This window comes from Micromonospora sp. DT63 (assembly GCF_049841615.1).
Lineage (GTDB): Bacteria > Actinomycetota > Actinomycetes > Mycobacteriales > Micromonosporaceae > Micromonospora.
Genome location: NZ_JBNCKQ010000001.1, coordinates 1,376,085 through 1,395,488, shown reverse-complemented (window position 1 = coordinate 1,395,488; position 19,404 = coordinate 1,376,085). Strand labels below are relative to the sequence as shown.

General features: G+C 69.2%; 13 protein-coding genes. 10 read left to right on the top strand and 3 right to left on the bottom strand.

Going from position 1 to position 19,404, the window contains the following annotated elements; genetic code table 11:
• Positions 1 to 3 precede the first annotated feature (3 nt).
• Genes ACLQ27_RS06225 through ACLQ27_RS06215 form a run of 3 tightly spaced genes read left to right on the top strand, consistent with a single transcriptional unit; the run spans position 4 to position 3,904 of the window.
• On the top strand, positions 4 to 1,185 hold the full coding sequence (locus tag ACLQ27_RS06225; protein ID WP_357492920.1) for a mandelate racemase/muconate lactonizing enzyme family protein: 1,182 nt from the start codon (positions 4 to 6) through the stop codon (positions 1,183 to 1,185).
• Entirely contained in the window at positions 1,182 to 2,390 is a 1,209-nt protein-coding gene (locus ACLQ27_RS06220) for a fumarylacetoacetate hydrolase family protein (RefSeq protein WP_425865881.1), read from the top strand. The genes ACLQ27_RS06225 and ACLQ27_RS06220 overlap by 4 nt, the downstream gene beginning before the upstream one ends.
• Positions 2,387 to 3,904, top strand: a complete 1,518-nt coding sequence (locus tag ACLQ27_RS06215) for an aldehyde dehydrogenase family protein (protein ID WP_357492916.1) — start codon at positions 2,387 to 2,389, stop codon at positions 3,902 to 3,904. The genes ACLQ27_RS06220 and ACLQ27_RS06215 overlap by 4 nt, the downstream gene beginning before the upstream one ends.
• Positions 3,905 to 4,159: 255 nt before the next feature.
• Here ACLQ27_RS06215 and ACLQ27_RS06210 read toward each other — a convergent pair whose 3' ends face one another.
• The gene (locus ACLQ27_RS06210; RefSeq protein WP_425865880.1) at positions 4,160 to 5,683 is read right to left on the bottom strand and encodes an alpha-N-arabinofuranosidase; all 1,524 of its coding nucleotides are present in this window, start codon (positions 5,681 to 5,683) and stop codon (positions 4,160 to 4,162) included.
• Positions 5,684 to 6,368: 685 nt separating this feature from the next.
• Here ACLQ27_RS06210 and ACLQ27_RS06205 point away from each other — a divergent pair.
• The 7 genes from ACLQ27_RS06205 to ACLQ27_RS06175 all read left to right on the top strand — a co-directional run bounded on the left by ACLQ27_RS06205 (position 6,369) and on the right by ACLQ27_RS06175 (position 15,949).
• Positions 6,369 to 7,391, top strand: a complete 1,023-nt coding sequence (locus ACLQ27_RS06205; protein ID WP_357492912.1) for a LacI family DNA-binding transcriptional regulator — start codon at positions 6,369 to 6,371, stop codon at positions 7,389 to 7,391.
• 172 nt (positions 7,392 to 7,563) lie between these two features.
• On the top strand, positions 7,564 to 9,741 hold the full coding sequence (locus ACLQ27_RS06200) for an alpha/beta hydrolase (RefSeq protein WP_425865879.1): 2,178 nt from the start codon (positions 7,564 to 7,566) through the stop codon (positions 9,739 to 9,741).
• 104 nt (positions 9,742 to 9,845) lie between these two features.
• Positions 9,846 to 11,186, top strand: a complete 1,341-nt coding sequence (locus ACLQ27_RS06195; RefSeq protein ID WP_357492908.1) for an ABC transporter substrate-binding protein — start codon at positions 9,846 to 9,848, stop codon at positions 11,184 to 11,186.
• A gap of 69 nt (positions 11,187 to 11,255) precedes the next feature.
• Positions 11,256 to 12,197 (top strand): carbohydrate ABC transporter permease, encoded by a 942-nt coding sequence (locus tag ACLQ27_RS06190; protein WP_357492906.1) that lies wholly within the window; start codon positions 11,256 to 11,258, stop codon positions 12,195 to 12,197.
• Positions 12,198 to 13,082 (top strand): carbohydrate ABC transporter permease, encoded by an 885-nt coding sequence (locus ACLQ27_RS06185; protein WP_234581062.1) that lies wholly within the window; start codon positions 12,198 to 12,200, stop codon positions 13,080 to 13,082. It begins immediately after the preceding gene.
• A gap of 49 nt (positions 13,083 to 13,131) precedes the next feature.
• Positions 13,132 to 14,859, top strand: coding sequence for an IlvD/Edd family dehydratase (locus ACLQ27_RS06180; protein ID WP_357492904.1), 1,728 nt, complete (start codon positions 13,132 to 13,134; stop codon positions 14,857 to 14,859).
• A 76-nt stretch (positions 14,860 to 14,935) separates the two neighbouring features.
• On the top strand, positions 14,936 to 15,949 hold the full coding sequence (locus ACLQ27_RS06175; protein WP_357492902.1) for a LacI family DNA-binding transcriptional regulator: 1,014 nt from the start codon (positions 14,936 to 14,938) through the stop codon (positions 15,947 to 15,949).
• A gap of 76 nt (positions 15,950 to 16,025) precedes the next feature.
• Here the strand turns inward: ACLQ27_RS06175 and ACLQ27_RS06170 are convergent, their stop codons facing one another.
• Positions 16,026 to 17,435, bottom strand: a complete 1,410-nt coding sequence (locus ACLQ27_RS06170) for a ricin-type beta-trefoil lectin domain protein (protein WP_425865878.1) — start codon at positions 17,433 to 17,435, stop codon at positions 16,026 to 16,028.
• 480 nt (positions 17,436 to 17,915) lie between these two features.
• Entirely contained in the window at positions 17,916 to 19,055 is a 1,140-nt protein-coding gene (locus tag ACLQ27_RS06165) for a substrate-binding domain-containing protein (RefSeq protein WP_357492898.1), read from the bottom strand.
• Positions 19,056 to 19,404: the final 349 nt, after the last annotated feature.

Sequence of the window (19,404 nt, the reverse complement as noted above, 5' to 3'; positions counted from 1 at the left end):
ACTATGAAGATCACCTCTGTCGACACGCTTGTCGTCGACTTCTACCGCACGAATCTCGTCATCGTGCGCGTCCACACCGACGAGGGGATCGTCGGGCTCGGTGAGGCAACCCTGGAGGGCAAGGAACGGGCCGTCCAGGGCGCCATCGCCGAGCTGGCCGAGGCGGTGGTGGGCCTGGACCCCACAGGCATCTCGAAGATCCTCTACGAGACCGCGCGGGACTGGTACTGGCGGGGCGGGCCGGTCATCATGACCGCGTTGAGTTCGCTGGAGATGGCCCTCTGGGACATCTCGGCGCGCGAGCTCGGCGTCCCGGTCTCCCGACTGCTCGGCGGCGCGACCCGCGACCGGGTCCGGGCGTACGCGAATGGCTGGTTCTCCGGGGCCGTCACGCCGGAGGACTACGCGGCAGCGGCGCGCAGGACTGTCGAGTCCGGTTTCCGGGGCCTCAAGTGGGACCCGTTCGAGAACTACGACCTCACCATCAGCACCGCTCAGCTGGACCGGGTGCTCGCCCAGATCGACGCCGTCCGTGGGGCCGTGGGCCGCGATGTCGAGCTGTTCGTCGAGGGGCACGGCCGTTTCGACGTCCGCCACGCGATAAAGGTCGCCAACGAGATCGCCCAGTTCGACCCGGTGTGGTTCGAGGAACCCTGCCCGCCGGACAACCTCGACGCGCTCGTCGACATCCGCCGCGCGTCGCCGGTGCCGATCGCGGCTGGGGAGCGGTGGTACGGCCGGCAGGGCTTCGCTCCGGCGTTGGCCCGCCAGGCTGTCGACTTCGTCCAGCCCGATGTGACGCACGCCGGCGGGATCGCGGAGCTGGCCTTCATCTCGACCCTCGCCGCGACCAGCTACGTGGGCTTCGCGCCGCACAACCCGAGCGGGCCACTGAGCACCGCCGCGACCCTGCAACTCGGGGCGACGCTGCCCAACTTCCGGTACCTGGAGATCATGGCGACGGACGTGCCCTGGCGTCCGGAGATCACCAACGAGCGACTGGTGCTGACCCCGGACGGCGACATCCTCATCCCGACCGGTGTCGGTCTGGGCATCGAGGTCGATCTCGCCGCGATCGAACAGCACCCGTTCACACCGCACCCGCTGCGGATGTTCCAGGACGCCGTCTACGACATCCGTCCCCGGGACGAGCGGTCCTTCTTCAACCTGGAGAGCGGATCATGACGGTCCCACGGCCCCGGGGTGGGGCCGCCGGCGTGGACTGGGCCGGGACCGCCGCCGAGGCGTTGCCGGACGATGCGGACGCGGTTCTGATCGGCCGGATCTGGGATCCGTCCGTCGACGGTCCCACGCCCGTGGCTGTGCGCAACGGCGAGGTCATCGACCTCAGCCACCGGTTCCCGACCGTACGGGACATCTGCGAGCTGCCCGACCCCGCCGCGACCGTGGCCGGGCTCGACGGGGCGCGGGTGGGCGACTTCGGGGCGATCCTGGCCAACACGGGGGCTGCGACCCGGGACCGTGCTCGGCCCTGGCTGCTCGCCCCGGTGGACCTCCAGGCGCTCAAGGCCGCCGGCGTGACCTTCCCCATCTCGATGATCGAACGCGTCATCGAGGAACGGGCGCGGGGTGACCTGGCGCTCGCGGCCGACATCCGGCAACGGATGTTCGCCGACATCGGTGTCGACCTGCACAACCTGGAGGCGGGCTCGGCCGAGGCGGACCGGCTCAAGAGCCTGCTGGTCGCCGAGGGCATGTGGAGCCAGTACCTGGAGGTGGGGATCGGCCCGGACGCCGAGATCTTCACCAAGGGCCAGATCCTCAGCGCCGTCGGCACCGGCGTTCCGGTAGGCGTGCTCGCCGCGTCGACCTGGAACAACCCGGAACCCGAGATCACGCTCGTCGTCCAGTCCAGCGGCCGGATCGTCGGCGCCACCCTCGGCAACGACGTGAACCTGCGCGACATCGAGGGCCGCTCGGCGCTCCTGCTTCCCCTGGCCAAGGACAACAACGCCTCCTGCGCGCTCGGTCCGCTGATCCGGCTCTTCGACGACCGGTTCGGAATGGATCGGGTACGCGAACTCGAGGTGCGTCTGGAGGTCCACGGTCAGGACGGCTTCCTGCTGGAGGCGGTCTCGGAGATGACCCGGATGTCGCGCGACCCGGAGGAGCTGGTGCGGCAGTTGATCGGCCCGCACCACCACTATCCCGACGGGGCCGCCCTGATGCTCGGCACCATGTTCGCGCCCATCCAGGACCGGGACCGCCCCGGCGAGGGCTTCACCCACAAGGTCGACGACGTGGTACGGATCAGCTGCCCGGCACTCGGGACCCTGGTCAACCGGGTGCGGCACGCGGAGGAGTGCGAGCCCTGGCACTTCGGCGTCCGCGACCTCATGGGCAATCTGGTAAGGAGAGGACTGCTGTGAACGTGGTCAGCACTGTCGATCCGCGCGACGGTAGGCGTCGCGCGACGGATCTCACCGAGACCGACGAGTCTCGGCTGGAGGTGATCACCGGTCAGGCGTCCCTGGCGACGCGGTGGTTGGCCGACCTCGGGAGGCTCGGCCGGGCCGAGCTGCTGGACGCGATCGCCGCGTCGCTGGAGGCCCACCGGGTGGATCTGGTCGCTGCCGCCGAGGCGGAGACCGGGCTGAGCCACGCGCGCCTCGACGGGGAACTCACCCGGGCCGCCGTCCAGTTCCGGATGTTCGGCGAGGTGCTGCGCGACGGGGCGTACGTCGAGGCGGCCATCGACCACGCCGCCGACACACCGCTCGGACCCGGCCCGGACGTGCGGCGGATGCTCGTACCCCTCGGGCCGGTCGCCGTCTTCGGTGCCAGCAACTTCCCGTTCGCCTTCTCGGTCGCCGGCGGTGACACGGCCGCCGCGCTGGCCGCCGGCTGTCCCACGGTCCTGAAGGCCCACCCGTCGCACCCGTTGACGTCGCACGCCTCCGCCGCCGCGATCGCCTCGGCCGTCCGCGACCTGGGCGGGCCCGACGGTGTCATCGCGACCGTGTACGGGGAGCCGGCGGGCCGCTCGCTGGTGCGTCACCCCGCGATCCGCGCGGCCGCCCTGACCGGCTCGGTGAACGCGGCCCGCGCCATCCAGGCGGCCATCGACGAACGACCCGATCCCATTCCCCTGTACGCCGAACTGAGCAGCGTCAACCCGATCGTCGTCCTGCCCGCCGCGGCCGCCGAACGGGGTGACCGGATCGCCGAGGGTCTCTTCGGCTCCTTCACCGCCTCCGGCGGCCAACTGTGCACCAAGCCCGGCCTGGCGTTCATCCCGGCGGACCAGGGCGGTGACCAGTTGGTCGACGCCCTGCGGTCGAAGGTGGCCAACTCGGGCGGCACGGTTCTGCTCAACGAGCGCATCCGGGACGCGTACGAGAGCCGGGCCACGGAGTTCGAGCGGGCCGGTGCCCGGATCTCGGCACGGGCCCAGGACGACGCCGGCGCGGGCTTCACCGCCGCACCGAGGCTCCTGGAGGTCGATCTGCCGGGCCTGACCGCCGAGATCGCCGACGAGTGCTTCGGTCCGCTCATGGTCGTGGTCCGGTATCACGACGCCGCCGAACTCGACGCCGCGCTGGGCGCCGTGCCCCCGTCGCTGACCGGCTCCGTCCATCGTGGCTCCGGTGACGACGCCGATGTCGTACGCCGGCTGGTCGACGTGCTCGCCGCCCGCGCGGGTCGCATCGTCTTCGACGGCTATCCCACGGGTGTGCGGGTGTCGTGGGCGCAGCACCACGGTGGACCCTGGCCGTCGACGAACGCCGTGCACACGTCGGTGGGCGCCACCTCGATCCGACGGTTCCTGCGCCCGTTGGCGTGGCAGGACGCCCCGGCCTGGGTTCTTCCCGAGGAGTTGCGCGACGAGTACACCGCCATTCCGCGGCGAGTCGACGGGAGGTTGGCGCCAGCGGCCGAATAATCGCGCCTGCCGGTCTCTCCCGGGTGCTTTTGTGGGCCACCCGTGGGTGGCGCGCGAATTCCGCGCGGAAACGGAACCGACACCGAATTCGCACGCCGGTCGCCGGGGCGTCGCTGACGCGTGCTCGAATTGTTTTCGACGGCGCTTTCGGATCCCATTCCCGGGCCCATCCTGACCGTCAATGCAATTCCTGGTTTTGGGGAAGTCCCGGCCGCGCACCCCTGGTGAAAGCCAGGGTTGCGCGGCCGGGGCGGCTCACGACGTCACGTCGGTGGCACGGAGTCGCAGCATGGTCCAGGACGCGGGCGGGAGAGTCAGCTCGACGCTGGCGCCGCTGCCCCGGACCGTGTCGTTGGCGCGCGGCTCGGCGTGGTCCGGACCGTCGGCGGTGTTCTTGGCGTCGAGGTCGGCGCCGCCGACGGTGACGCACTCGACGATCCCGCCGACCTGGGCGCCGGCGACCTCGACCGTCACCTCGGCCGCGGTGTCGACGACCCGGTTGACGAGGAAGACGGTCATCTCCCCGGTGTCGTCGTCCCAGGTGGAGGCCGCGTCGACCGCGTTGACCGCGCCGTAGCGGTCGGTGCTCGTCGTGCTGCTGTCCAGGAGCACGTCGAGGACGGCGCCCTGGGCGTGCCGGGCCGTGCGGGCGAAGGGGTGGAAGATGGTCTGCCGCCAGGCCGGGCCGCCCGGTTCGGTCATGATCGGTGCGATGACGTTGACCAGTTGGGCCTGGCACGCGGCGGTCACCCGGTCGCTGTGCCGCAGCAGGCTGATCAGCAGGCCCCCGACGACGACGGCGTCGGCCACGCTGTAGTGGTCCTCCAGCAGGGGCGGCGCGACCGGCCAGTCCTCCCCGCTGGGCGGTGTGGACGGCGCGGCCGACTGGTACCAGACGTTCCACTCGTCGAACGCGATCATGATCTTCTTGGTCGACCGGCGGATCGCACCTACCGAGTCGGCGATCGCGGTGACCGCGTCGATGTACCTGTCCATGTCCTCGCCCGAGGCGAGGAAGCTGGGCAGGTCGCCGTCGACCGGCTGGTAGTAGGCGTGCAGCGAGATCAGGTCGACGTCGTCGTACGCCTCGGTCAGCACGTCACGCTCCCAGCTGCCAAAGGTCGGCATGCCGAGGTAGGAGGAGCCGCAGGCGACGAGTTCGAGATCGGGGTCGAAGCGGCGCATCGCCTTCGCGGTCTGCGCCGCGAGTCGCCCGTACTCGGTCGCGCTGCGCTGGCCCACCTGCCACGGGCCGTCCATCTCGTTGCCCAGGCACCACAGCCTGATCCCGTACGGGTCGACGGCGCCGTTGTCGCGGCGTTGATCGGCGAGGTGGCTCCCCGCGCGGTGGTTGGCGTACTCCAGCAGGTCGACGGCTTCAGCGGTGCCGCGGGTGCCGAGGTTGACCGCCATGATCGGGTCGACGCCCGCCTTGCCGACCCAGCGCATGAACTCGTCCAGCCCGAACGCGTTGGTCTCCAGGCTGTGCCAGGCGAGGTCGAGCCGTGCCGGTCGTTTGTCGACCGGGCCGATGCCGTCCTCCCAGCGGTAGGAGGAGACGAAGTTGCCGCCCGGGTATCGGACCGTGGTGACGCCCAGCTCTCGGACGAGCGCGAGGACGTCGCCTCGGAAGCCGTCCGCGTCGGCGCTCGGGTGGCCCGGCTCATAGATTCCGGTGTAGACGCAGCGGCCCAGGTGCTCGACGAACGAGCCGAAGAGTCGTCGTGGCACCGGTGCGACGCGTCGACGGGGGTCCAGGAGCAGGCGCGCGGTGTTCACGACTGCCCTCCCTGCTTGTCGCGTGGGTGCTGGACCGGCGGTGCGGCGCGGTGGGGGAGTGGGGTCGTGCGGCCGGCCGAGCGCTGCGGCACATGGTCGAGGGGGGTGTTCAGGGCGGGCTCCCTTCGTGCGAGGCCCCGACGTCGAGACCTGCATCGCGGCGGCGGGACCCGGGGGGTGGTGGGTAGGTGCGAGCTCTGGACATCGCCATGATCGTCGATTACGTTCTCGATCTATGTAAACGTTACCGATCACGTTTGCGCAAGGGAACACGGCGCCCGTGGTCAATGTCCGCGCCGGGCGGCTCCGCAACACGCCCCCCGCGGGTGCGGCTGTCGTGCCCGCACGCCCCGTCCCGGCGCGCTGCCGCCCGGGGACCGTCGACCCTCATGTCGGTGGGCGTTCACCGACGTCCGGGAATGGTTCCTGACGGAGAGTGCCGTCTCGTTGTTCGGGGGAGCGGGCGCGGAAATCGCGGTCCACTTCGACCGCCGGTGATGGCAGCCGATCGCGTTCTCCCGATCGGTTACCACAGTGGGAAGTGCACCCTGCGAGCATCCCGTTAGGACGTCCCGGTCGCGCATCGCGAAAGGGCGAAGGGGTCTTGTGTTCGTAATCGGTGTCCGTTACGTTGGCAACATCCTGGAAACGTAACCGATAACGATTGCAGTCCAGAGAGAGCCGCATGATTGAAGCCAATGCGCCGGTAACAATGAGTGATGTCGCCCGGGTCGCAGGCGTTTCCACAGCCACCGTCTCGCGCGTGGTCAACGGGCATTACGGCGTCAGCGCCCGGACGATCGCTCGGGTCCGTACCGCCATCGAGCAGCTCGGCTACGAGTCGAGCCTGGTGGCGTCGAGCCTCCGACGCAGCCGCACTAACGTTCTGGGCCTCGTGGCGCACAGCTTCCAGTCGTTCACGGCGGAGGTGCTCAAGGGGGTCATGAAGGCCCTGAGTCGCTCCGGCTTCGACCTCATCATCTACGCCAACAGCGACCTCTACGGGTCGTACTCGGAGGGTTGGGAGCAGCGGCACCTGACCCGCCTGTCGGGCACCCTCACCGACGGGTGCATCGTCGTCACGCCCTGGGGTGAGGTGCGCAGCCGGACGCCGGTCGTGGCCATCGACCCGGTACGGGGCTCGACGGCGCCCTCGGTCACCGCCGACAACCTCGTGGGCGCGACCACCGCGGTCGAGCACCTGCTCGGTCTGGGCCACCGGCGCATCGGGTTCATCGCGGGTCGCGACAGTCTGGCCTCGGCGTGGTCGCGGGAGGAGGGCTACCGGGCGGCGCTGGCCGAGGCCGGCGTCCCGGTCGACCCGACGTTGATCGGCAGGGGGGATTTCAACCCCGAGTCCGCAACTCCGTTGGCGCGAGCGCTGCTGCGCCGAGCGGATCCGCCGTCGGCGATCTTCGCGGCGAGCGACGGGATGGCTCTCAAGGTCCTGGAGGTCGCCAGGGAGCTGGGGCTCTCCGTCCCGGGGGACCTGTCCGTCGTCGGGTTCGACAACATCCCCGAGTCGGCGTCGACCGAGCCGGGTCTGACCACAGTGGACCAGTCGATGTATCAGCTCGGCTACGAGGCCGCGCGGATGCTCAAGTCACTGGTGACGGGCGAGTGGGACGAACCGAACCAGCTAGTGCTACCGACCAGCCTCGTGGTCCGCAGCTCGACCGCAGCACCGAAGAGCGCGGCACGACAATGACATCCGCCAACGGGTGCCCGAGCCTGATCGCTCCCGACCGGGCGAGCAGGTCAGGTGTGCCCGTGGGAGCAGCCTGAAGGAGGTGCACGAAGCACACACGGTCAGATCCACCGTTGAGTTGCGCCGGTCAGTCGGGTCGCATCCGCTGCCGGCACCTTGAAGGGAGTGGAGTGTGACTACCGAACAGTATCACGGGCGCTTACGCCGCCCGGGCGTACGCCGACGGCTGTCGGCGGCGTTCACCGCAGGCGTCATCGCCGCCGCGGCAGTGCTCCTCGCGCCGCAACCGGCAGCGGCGGACAAGCCGTGGCTGGCCGTCTCCCCGGACCGCTACGCCTCGTTCTCCGTGCCGGCCGCGTACGTCCAGGAGAAGCTGGGCACTGTCTCGCAGGTCGTCGTCGAGGGAAACTTTGGACCGTCCGCCGCCTGGGCGGAATTCGGTCTGACCCGGCGCGGTGACGTGTGGTCCGGTGTGCTGGGTGCGCTGAAGCCCGGGCTGTACCACTACCAGCTCACCGCCGACGACACCAAAACCATCAAGGACCCGACGAACGGCACGAGCGTGGCGTCCGACCCGCTCCTGAGCACCTTCCTGGTCGAGGGCGATTCGGCACGCTGGCTGGCCGACGTCCCAGCCGGCACCGGCGGTGCGGTCGGGACGTTGACCTACCGGGTGCGCGGCGAGCAGCGCTCGGCCCTGGTCTGGACTCCGCCGGGGTACGCGGCCAGGACACCGAAGGGCTACCCCACGCTGTTCCTGGAGTCGGGCGACGGTGTGGCCGCCACCGACTGGCTCGACCTCGGGCGCACGAAGCAGATTCTCGACAATCTCTCGGCGGCCGGCGTCCTGCAGCCGATGGTGGTGGTGATCGCCGACAGCGCGGACGATCGGGAGTTGAAGGATCTGCGCAAGGCGGTCGCCGACCACTACCGGGTCCTTCGCGATCCCGCGCACCAGGCCATCGCGGGAGTGTCCGAGGAGGGCACGCAGGCGCTGGCGGCAGCGCTCGCCACGCCACGCCAGTTCGGCTACGTCGGATCGTTCTCGGGCACGGCGGCTCCGGCGATCGACCGCAGGGACGCCAAGGCGATCAACCGCGACGTCAGGTTGCTGCGCCTCTACACCGGAAACGTCACCGATCCCGCGTACAACACCACCTACCGGCTGATGAAGGCATTGGATCGAGCCGACGTCAGGTTCGAGTTCGACGGGGTCGACCCGGACGGCGGCGCGAACTGGACCACCTGGCAGGAGAACCTGGTGGACTTCCTGCCGCGGCTGTTCCGGCACGTGGCGGATCACGGCCCGAGTGCCGGTCACCAGCCGTTGAAGCGCGAGTTCAACCCGCCGCCGGCCGGCACCACCCCGACGCCCTTCGTCAGCGAGGGCGGGTTCGTCACCTTCGAGACGACCACGGACTTCACTGACGCTCAGCACGTCACGGTGTGGGCCAACATCGCGCCGGGCGGCAGCTGGCTGCGCGTGCCGATGACGCGGGACGGCGACCGGTGGCGGGCGACAGTGGGGCCGCTGAAGCCCTGGTTCTACTACTACCGGCTGATCGTCGACCGGGTCCCGTTCAAGGACGTCTCGAACCCGACGACTGTGACCTCCGAACCGATGTGGAGCACCTTCCTCCTCCCGGGGCCGGGCGCCCGACTGCTGTCGGACGTCCCCGCCGGCCAGGGCGGGAAGGTCGAGAGCATGACCTACACCAGCACGGTGGCGGGGCAGGACCGCACCGCGCTGGTGTGGACCCCACCGGGGTACGACCCGGGCCGGGCACAGCCGTATCCCGTCCTCTATCTCCAGCACGGCAGCGGCCAGAGCTACACGGACTGGGTCGAGATGGGACGCGCCAAGCAGATCCTCGACCATCAGTTCCTCGACGGCGACCTCACGCCCATGGTCGTGGTGATGGGCAACGGCAACTCGTCGAACTTCACCAAGGAGCTGTTGGAGAACATCGTGCCGACGGCCAGGGCCCGCTACCACGTCTCCAGTGATCCGTCCCAGCAGGCCCTCGCCGGCCTGTCGATGGGCGGCGGGCAGGCGCTGGGCGTGCTGCGGGCCTACCCGGGGGAGTTCGCCTACGTGGCGGCCCTCTCGGCCGGGTTCGGCAGCGGCACCGGCGTCGACGTGGCCGCGATCAACAACGGGACGAAGATGCTGCGCCTGTACGTGGGCGACCAGACCGACTTCGTGTACCCGAGCTTCATGGCCTCGCTGACCACGCTGAACACCCTCGGTATCCGCTACGAGTTCGACGGCGTCACCCCCGGCCCGCACGGCTGGGACGTGTGGCAGAAGAACCTCATCGACCTGGCGCCGCGTCTGTTCAAGCGCTAGGAGCCCCCCGGCGACGCCACCGGGAGCAGGGTTCTCCTGCCCCGGTGGCGCCCGCCCAGCGCACGGATGCCTGTGCACCGCCACCACCGAAGGGAACCATCTCAATGAAGAGAAGTCGCATACTCGCCACGGTGGCCATGCTCGCGGTCGGGAGCGGCCTGGTCGCCTGCTCCTCGGACGAGGGCGGCAGCGACGCGAGCAACTGCACGAACACCATCACCAAGCAGAACGTGCCGGTCGTGACGATGTGGGGGTGGTACCCCAACACGCAGCTCGTCGTCGACAACTTCAACAAGCTGCACGACGACGTGCAGGTCTGCTGGACCAACGTCGGGCAGGGCGGCGACGAGTACGACAAGTTCCAGACGGCCATCTCGGCGGGCACCGGCGCTCCCGACGTGATCATGGTCGAGGCGGACCGAATCCCGACCTTCCAGATCCAGGGCGCGCTCGTCGACATCAAGCAGTACGGCTACGACGCGGTCAAGGCCAACTACGGCGAGGGCGCCTGGAAGGACGTGTCGGTCGGCGACGCGGTCTACGGCGTTCCGGTCGACGGTGGCCCGATGGGCATGATCTACCGGAAGGACATCTTCGACAAGTACAAGATCAGTCCGCCGAAGACCTGGGCCGAGTACGAGCAGGCCGCGCAGAAGGTCAAGGACGCCGGTGGTCCGCTGTTCGGGGACCTCGGCGCGAACGTCCCGGCGGTCCTGATGGCGCTGCAGATTCAGAAGGGCGCCGCGCCCTTCACCTTCGATCCGGCGCAGCCGAAGTCGATCGGGGTGAAGCTCAACGACCAGGCGTCCAAGGACGTGCTCGACTACTGGGGCGGGCTCGCCCGCAAGGGCCTGGTCGGTACGCAGGACCAGTTCACCCCGGAGTACATCTCCGGCGTGATCAACGGCAAGTACGCGACGTACATCTCGGCGGCCTGGGCGCCCGGCTACCTCACCGGCGCGGGTGTCGGTAAGGGTCAGGACACCGGCAAGTTCGCGGTGGCGCCGCTGCCGCAGTGGGATCCGGCCAACCCGGTGCAGGTGAACTGGGGTGGGTCGGCCTTCTCGGTGACCAAGCAGGCGAAGAAGCCGGAGCTGGCGGCGAAGGTCGCCTACGGGCTCTACGCCGACAAGGAGTCACTCACCGACGGCTGGACCAACCAGATCATCTTCCCGCTGAACCTCACGGCGCTCAAGGATCCCGCGTTCGTCGACCTGAAGGTGGCGTTCTTCGACGGCCAGCAGGCGAACAAGGAGGTCTACCTTCCCGCCGCCGAGGCCTACAAGGGTGTCGCCTACGCGCCCTTCGGTCAGTACTACCTCGACGCCATGACGAAGCAGGTCAGCGAGATCATCAAGGGCTCCGTCACCGGGTCGCAGGCTGCCGACAAGCTCCAGGAGGACGTGGCGAAGTACGCCAAGGAACAGGGCTTCACCGTTCAGTGACACCGATGGGTGGGCCGGCACCGGCCGGCCCACCCACGGTCCCCAGCGTCCACGTCCCGGAGACCAAAGATGACACTCCTGACCGAGAAGCGCGCACGGCGTCCCCAGAATGAGACGCGCAAGATCCGTGGCAAGGTGCACCTCCGCGAGCACCTGATGGGGTGGCTCTTCGTCGGGCCATTCGCTGTCGTCTTCCTGGCGTTCCTCATCGCGCCGCTGGCGTACGCGCTGTACCTCAGCCTCTTTCAGAAGAAGCTGATCGGCGGCACCAGCTTCGTCCTCTTCGACAACTACGTGAAGGCGTTCACCGACCCGAGCTTCCTGTCCGGGGCGTGGTTCGTCATCCGCTTCTCGCTCGTCTCCATTCCGCTGCAGATCGTCCTCGCGCTCGTGATGGCCCTCATCCTGGACTCGGTGACCACGCTGTTCGCGCGCTTCTCCCGCCTCATGATCTTTCTGCCGTACGCGATCCCCACCGTCATCGGGGCGGTGATGTGGGGGTTCCTCTACAGCAAGGGCTTCGGCCCGCTCACCGACATCTTCGGTCTGTTCGGCGCCACCGCGCCCGACTTCCTGGGCAGCAACCTGATCTTCTATGGCCTGCTCAACGTCGTCACCTGGCAGTGGGCGGGCTACTACATGATCATCCTGTACGCGGCGTTGCAGGGAGTCGACCCGACGCTCTACGAGGCCGCCCGGATGGACGGCGCCGGACGATGGCAGATCGCGACCCGCATCAAGATCCCGCTGATCGCGCCCGCGTTGATCCTGATCCTGGTCTTCTCGCTCATCGGCACCCTGCAGTTCTTCAACGAACCGCAGATCCTGCGCTACCTCGCCGCGGGCACGATCGGCTCCGACTTCACGCCCAACATGTACGCGTACCAACAGGCGTTCTCGCTCGCCAACTTCAACTACGGGTCCGCGATCTCGTTCGCCCTCGGCGGCATCGTGTTCATCTGCGTGTACGCCTTCCTGTTCTTCACCCGCAAGCGGAGGAGCTTCCTGTAGATGACCGACCACACAAGCGTCCGCGCAGGCTCTCGCCGCCCGCAGCGCTATCTCCCTCTGCAGATCCTCCTCGGCTTCCTGGTGATCTATTTCCTCGTGCCGTTCTGGTGGGTCATCGTCAACAGCTCCAAGGACGCGCCGGGCCTGTTCGGTGGCGGCAACACCCTCTGGTTCACCGACCAGATCGACTACCTCGGCAACCTCAAGCAGCTCTTCACCTACGACGGTGGCATCTACCTGCGGTGGATCCTCAACTCCACCCTGTACGCCATCGCCGGCGGAATCGGCGCCACGGTCCTGTCGGTAATGGCCGGCTACGGCTTCGCCAAGTACCGGTTCGCCGCGCGGCGCTTCAGCTTCGCCGTCGTGCTCGGCGCGCTGATGGTGCCCGCCACCGCCCTGGTCATCCCGACCTTCATCATGTTCTCCCGGCTCGGCATGACGAACACGGTCTGGGCGGTGATCCTCCCGTCGCTGCTCAACCCGTTCGGCGTCTACCTGATGCACGTGTACGCGCGCGACGCGGTGCCGGACGAACTCCTGGACGCGGCGCGGGTCGACGGGGCGGGAGAGGTGCGGACGTTCATCCAGATCGCTCTTCCGCTGATGCGCCCCGCGGTGGTCACCGTGCTGCTCCTGTCGGCTGTGGCGTCCTGGAACAACTACTTCCTGCCCCTGGCCATGCTCTCGGACAACCGGCTCTTCCCGGTCACCGTCGGCCTAGGCCTCTGGCAGGGGATCGCGTCGGCGAACAACTCGGGAGGCACCTCGCTGTGGAGCCTCATCATCCTGGGCTCGCTCGTGTCCGTGATCCCACTGGTCATCGCGTTCTTCAGCCTGCAACGACACTGGCGCGGCGGACTGTCCGTCGGAGGCCTCCGGTAGGCCGCCCTTCCCACCAGGAGCCCGGGCGGATGAACAGAAAGGTGTGCTGATGTCGACGACGGATCGAGCGCTGCGTAGCGGGCAGTGGTTCGGCGCGGAAGGCCGTAACGGGTTCATCCATCGGTCCTGGATGCGCAACCAGGGTTTCGCGGACGACGTCTTCGACGGTCGCCCGGTGATCGGCATCGCCACCACCTGGTCGGAGCTGACGCCCTGCAACGCCCACCTGCGCGACCTGGCCGAATCGGTGAAGCGGGGCGTGTGGGAGAGCGGCGGTCTGCCGCTGGAATTCCCCGCGATGAGCCTGGGTGAGCCGCTCATGCGACCCACCACCATGCTCTACCGCAACCTGCTGGCGATGGAGTTGGAGGAGTCGGTCCGCGCCAACCCGCTCGACGGGGTGGTCCTCCTCTCCGGCTGCGACAAGACCACTCCGGGCCTGCTGATGGGGGCGGCGAGCGTCGACCTGCCGACGCTGATGATGACCGGCGGGCCGATGCTCAACGGCAAGTTCCGCGGTCAGGACATCGGCTCGGGCACCGTCGTCTGGCGCTTCACGGAGGAGATGCGGGCCGGCCGGATGACCGCCGCGGACTGCGCCGAGGCGGAGGTCGGCATGTCCCGCAGCCGGGGCCACTGCATGACAATGGGCACCGCCTCCACGATGGCGTGCGTGACCGAGGCGCTGGGCGTGCAACTGCCGGGGGCCGCCGCCGTGCCGGCAGTCGACTCCCGGCGGTACGCGCTCGCCCAGGCCGCAGGCCGCCGGATCGTCGCCATGGTCGGCGAGGACCAGCGGCTGTCCTCGGTGCTCACCCGGGAGGCGTTCGAGAACGCGATCCGGGTCAACGCCGCGATCGGTGGCTCCACCAACGCCGTCGTGCACCTGCTCGCGATCGCCGGCCGCCTCGGCGTGCCCCTGTCGTTGGAGGACTTCGACACCCTCACCGCAGACGTGCCGCTGCTGGTCAACCTGATGCCGTCCGGGGCGTACCTGATGGAGGACTTCGCCTACGCGGGGGGCCTTCCGGTGGTGATGAAGGAGCTCGCGCCGCTGCTGCACACGAACCACATCACCGTCAGTGGCAGGAGCGTGGCGGAGAACGTCGACGGCGCGCAGTGCTGGAACCGGGACGTCATCGCCACCATGGAGGAGCCGTTCCAGGCCGCCGGTTCGGGGACCGTCGTGCTGCGCGGGTCGCTCGCGCCGTCCGGGGCGGTGCTGAAGGTCTCCGCGGCCTCGGCCCACCTCCTCACGCACACCGGCCCGGCGCTCGTCTTCGACCGGATCGAGGAGTACGTCGTCGCCGCCGACGACCCGGACCTCGACGTCACAGCCGACACGGTGATCGTCGTGCGCAATGCCGGCCCACGTGGCTACCCGGGCTTCCCGGAGGTGGGGAACGTGCCCATGCCCCGCCGGTTGCTCGCCGACGGCATCACGGACATGGTGCGGATCTCGGACGCCCGCATGAGCGGCACCGGCTACGGCACGTGCGTCCTGCACGTGGCGCCGGAGGCCTCCGTGGGCGGGCCTCTCGCGCTGGTACGCACCGGCGACCTGGTCCACGTCGACGTCACCACGCGTCGCCTGGACCTCCTGGTCGACGATGCCGAACTCGCCGAACGCCGTGCCGCCTGGGAACCGCCACCGCCGGTGGCCGATCGAGGGTGGACGCGGCTGTACAGCGAGCATGTTCTGCAGGCCGACAGCGGCGCGGACCTCGACTTCCTCGTCGGTGGCAGTGGCAGCGCAGTGCCCCGTCACTCACACTGACGGCCCCGGAACGTACGAGGAAACGACTCATGGAAGAACGGACGGCCCGCCAGTGCGAGTTCACACGGAGAAAGCGGTGACCGCCGCCCATCGGCCACCGGTGATGGCGGACGTCGCCCGGCTGGCGGGCGTGTCGCACCAGACGGTGTCCCGGGTCATCAACGGGGCACCCGCCATCAGGCGCGAGACGCGGGAGCGGGTTCTCGAGGCCATCCGACGGCTCGACTACCGCCCCAACACCGCAGCCCGCGCGCTGGTTCGCGGACGCTCCGGGATGATCGGCATCATCGGTACGGCCAGGACGCTGTTCGGTCCGACGAGTATTCACCGCAGCGTCGAGGATGCCGCCCGCGCCGCCGGCTACTTCGCCACCTCGGTGAGCCTCTCGGAGGTGACGGTACGCGCGCTCAGCGACGCCACCGAACACCTCATGCGCGTCGGCGTGGAGGGCGTCGTGATGATCGCCGGCAACGACGAGGCTCTCGAGGTGGTGCGGATGACCCGATCCGGTGTCCCCTTCGTGGTCGTGGAGGGCGATCTGTCCAGGGCCAGCGTCACCGTCGGCGTCGACCAGGTGCTCGGCGCCCGGATGGCGACCGACCACCTGCTCGGCCTCGGGCACCAGGAGATCGTGCATGTGTCAGGTCCGCTCAACTGGGCGGAGGCTCGCGCCCGCCGCGACGGCTGGCGTGCGGCGATGAGTGCGGCGGGCCTACGCCCGCCCGAGCCGGTCCAGGGTGACTGGATGGCCCACAGCGGCTATGTCGCCGGACTGCGGATCTGCGAGATGCCCGGGACCACCGCGGTCTTCGCCGCCAACGACCAGATGGCCATCGGGGTGCTGCGCGCGCTGCACGAACGGGGACGGCGAGTGCCCGAGGACATCTCCGTCGTCGGATTCGACGACGTCCCCGAGGCGGCGTACCTGATTCCGCCGCTGACCACGATCCAGCAGGATTTCGGCGCGGTAGGTCAACGGGCCATCACTGCCGTCACCCAGGCCATCGACGACACGGCGCCGCAGCCACTGCCGTTGGTCGTCCCCAAGCTCGTGGTGCGTGCGAGCACAGCGCCGCTGAGCGGCACGTGAGCGACTGTGACCCGCCGCCCGCCCGAGCGGGCTCGGCGTGACGCCGAGCCCGCCCGGTTCGGTCCAACCGTGATCATTAGTTCAGGGCGGTGAGCCGGAACTGCTGGTTGGTCTGGCCGTGGCAGTCGTAGAGCTGGACCTGGGCGCCGTTGGCGGTGCTCCAGACGTCCAGGCATCGTCCGGACTGGACGCTGCTGATGGTGCCGTTGGAGTTGACGTTCCACTGCTGGTTGGTCTGGCCGTGGCAGCTGTAGATCTGCACGGCCGCGCCGTTACCGGTGCCCGCCGCGTCCAGGCACATGGTGCCGTACACCTGTAGTTGTTTGTTGGCGGTGTAGGTCCACGCCTGGTTGGTCTGCCTGTTGCAGTCCCAGAGGTGCACCCGCGTGCCATTGGTGCGCGAGGCGTTGGGCACGTCGACGCACCGGCCGGACTGCGTGCCGACGATCTGGCTGGCCGAGCCGGGCGGTGTGGTGGGTGTGACGGTGGGCGCCGGTGTCGGGGTGCTCGTCGGGGTGGTGGTCGGCGTCGGGCTGGTCGGCGTCGACGGCAGCAGCGGGCAGGTGCTGCGGTAGGTGACCACGCCGCTGTTGTCCAGCAGCGGGCAGAGGAACTGGCTGTACCGGGCGTCGTTGTCGAGGAACATCTTGACGAACGGCAGCATGGTCCGGACCAGCACGGGGTTCGACCGTCCGACCATGAACCCGTGGTCCGCGCCGGCGACCTCCAGGTACGTGCTCTCGGTCGTGGTCGGGAGGCTGTTGTACAGGCCGGTGGCGTAGGACGGGGTGACCACCGTGTCCGCCTGGCCGGCGAAGATCATGGTGGGCACCCGGTCGTTGGCCAGGTTCGACGACGGCGAGTACGGCGCGATGCCGACGACCGCCTTCAGCGACGGACGCCTGGTGGCTGCGCTCAGCGCCCCGCCGCCGCCCATGGAGTGGCCTGCGACCGCCAACCGGTTGGGGTCGACCCGGTCGCGTACCGGGCTCTGCTGCGTCAGGTAGTCCAGCGCGGCGAGCAACTGGGTGCCGCGGGCCGTGTCGAAGTCGTTGCGGCTGTTGGTCTCGATGCCGATCACGACGAAGCCGTGGGAGGCCAGCCACGGGCCCATCCAGGCCAGTTCGGCGGAGAACAACGCGGTGTAACCCGGGGAGATCGCGATGGCCCCGAAGGTGCCCTGGCTGGTGTCGGTCGGGTAGTAGATCCGGCCACCGTTGAAGCCGTACCCGGTCGGGACGCTTACCGACGTGTTCGCGAAGGGGCCGTTCACTGCGGTGACGCTGGCCGCGGTGGGGTCCGGGCCGCGCTGGTACGGGTTGTCGGCGGCCGATGCCGACCCCGTCGCCACGGTGATGGTGAGCAGCCCGACCGCTGCGGCGATCCCGGCCGCGGCGAGCTTGAGGAGCCGTCCGCGCGAACGCGGGGACGTTCGGTCGGCATGGGTGTCACCCGGGGGCGGGGGGTGGTCTGCGGGTCCTCGCACTGTCGGTACCTCCTGGTGGTGGATGAGTGCCCCGACGCTGTCCGATCGTCGGCGTTGCAGCGTCAGCCGACCCGCCCGGTACGGCAGCAGGCCGTAGTCGCCGCGGGAGCTGAGACTGGCCAGCAGCGACGCAATCAGAGCGGCAACTATCGCGGCTGTTCCGGAAACAGTGGGCGTCCGGATTCGGTACGCCCGGGGGGACGGTTCCGGGAAATCATGCTGATCCGCTGGGGGTGGGCTCGACGGTCACGCTCGGGCCTCCAGAGCTGAGTGGATCATGTTAACGTTCACAGCGATCGATGGCTCTCAGGCTCGCAGAATGTTCCAGGATTTTCAACCGGTAGTTTCGGGCCTGTTACGGGTCAATCGAGCGGCGCGCGGCCCCCGCCGGGTCCCAACACGACGCGCCGCTCGGGACCTGACCCGAGCGGCGCGTCTTCGACCGGCTGAACGTTCCCGAGGCGGGAACGCGAAGAGCCCCTACGCGGGTGGTGGCGCGGTCGACCCCCGGACCCGCAGCGACGGGCTGATGACGATCCGGTGGGTGGGGCGGTCGGGGTCGGCGAGCCGGTCGGCGACGAGGCGTACGGCAGCCCGGCCGATCGAGCGTCGCGGCGGTCGGACCGCGGTCAGCGGCGGGCTGAAGAGCCCGGCGATCTCGTCGTCGTACGCCACGATGGAGAGGTCGCCGGGAACGGACAGGTGCCGCTCCTCGCAGCGCTGCACCAGCGCGATCGCCTCGGCGTCGGCGTGCACCAGCAGTGCCGTCGTCCCGGTCGCCTGGCACTGGTCGAGCACGTCGTCGAGCACCGTGTCCCGCTCCGGTGACCGCGTGTCGGGCACCACGGCCACCACCGTCGCGTCCGAATCGAGGCCGCACTCGGTGGTGGCGTCGAGCCAGCCACGCCGCACGTGCTGGCTGGTGGGGCTGTTGGCGTCGAGCACCAGGCCGACCTTGCGGTGACCGAGCGAGGTGAGGTGGCGTACGGCCATGGCCGCGCCGAGCGCATGGTCGGTGACCACCGACTCCAGGACGGCGTGATGACTGCCCACCGTGGCGGTGCGTTCCAGCAGGACGACCGGGACGCCGACCTGGTCGAGCCACTCGATGGTGCGCTCGGCGGTCGGCGAGTCCATGCTCGGCGCGATGATCAGCGCGTCCACGTCCATCCGCTCCACCAGGCGGGCCAGTTGCGGCTGGTCGTCCTCGGTGTCGTACGAGGAGCCGCGGAGCACCACACGCATGTCCAGCTCGCGGGCGGCGCCCTCGACGCCGCGCGCCACGTCCGGCCAGTAGTAGTCCAATGAGGGCACCAGCATGCCGAGCACGCGTCCGACGAGCGGGTTCCGAGCTGCGGCGGGCGGTTCGTCGGGTGCCGGGACGTCGTCCGGCAGGATCAGGGCGACCCCGCCGTGGACCCGGCGAACCAACCCTTCGGCGGCGAGTTCCGCGATGTCGCGCCGGATGGTGACCGGCGCGGCGCCCAGCACGTGCGACAGGTCGGAGATGCGCATCGAGCCGTCGCGTTGCAGCGCTGCCAACAGTTGCTGGCGGCGGGCGACCTGAAGCGGTGCGCGGGAAGCCTCCGCCGTGGCGATGACAGGACTGTCCTTGGTCATGGGGGACCTCCGAGGAACGCGACGGTCGTGACCCGCCGTCGACCCGAGCGGCTGTGATCGATTGTGATCGTATCAGAGCGGTTATGGCGTCCAGAGTGGTGATGGATCAGTGTGCGGGCAGGGTTGCCCGGGCCGCAGGCGGTGGAACGATCTCCAATGGGAGCTTTCTGTCCACATTGAGGGCAAATGTTGGTAGCTCCGGCCCAGGCCGACCCCGGTGACGGTGTGTGCCTTTTTGATCGTATGTGTTCGTCTGGTTTGAGAACAGCATTGACTTGATCTGATGTGAGCGTTTTACTTCGGAAACCCTACGGATGCCGGGGCGTCACATTCCTGGCAACGCCCTCGC

Excerpts from the sequence above, each read along its gene's own strand:
- ACLQ27_RS06205 (WP_357492912.1), top strand. The coding sequence starts at position 6,369 with ATGATTGAAGCCAATGCGCCGGTAACAATGAGTGATGTCGCCCGGGTC.
- ACLQ27_RS06180 (WP_357492904.1), top strand. The coding sequence starts at position 13,132 with ATGTCGACGACGGATCGAGCGCTGCGTAGCGGGCAGTGGTTCGGCGCG.
- ACLQ27_RS06165 (WP_357492898.1), bottom strand. The coding sequence starts at position 19,055 with ATGACCAAGGACAGTCCTGTCATCGCCACGGCGGAGGCTTCCCGCGCA.
- ACLQ27_RS06185 (WP_234581062.1), top strand. The coding sequence starts at position 12,198 with ATGACCGACCACACAAGCGTCCGCGCAGGCTCTCGCCGCCCGCAGCGC.
- ACLQ27_RS06225 (WP_357492920.1), top strand. The coding sequence starts at position 4 with ATGAAGATCACCTCTGTCGACACGCTTGTCGTCGACTTCTACCGCACG.
- ACLQ27_RS06190 (WP_357492906.1), top strand. The coding sequence starts at position 11,256 with ATGACACTCCTGACCGAGAAGCGCGCACGGCGTCCCCAGAATGAGACG.
- ACLQ27_RS06220 (WP_425865881.1), top strand. The coding sequence starts at position 1,182 with ATGACGGTCCCACGGCCCCGGGGTGGGGCCGCCGGCGTGGACTGGGCC.
- ACLQ27_RS06195 (WP_357492908.1), top strand. The coding sequence starts at position 9,846 with ATGAAGAGAAGTCGCATACTCGCCACGGTGGCCATGCTCGCGGTCGGG.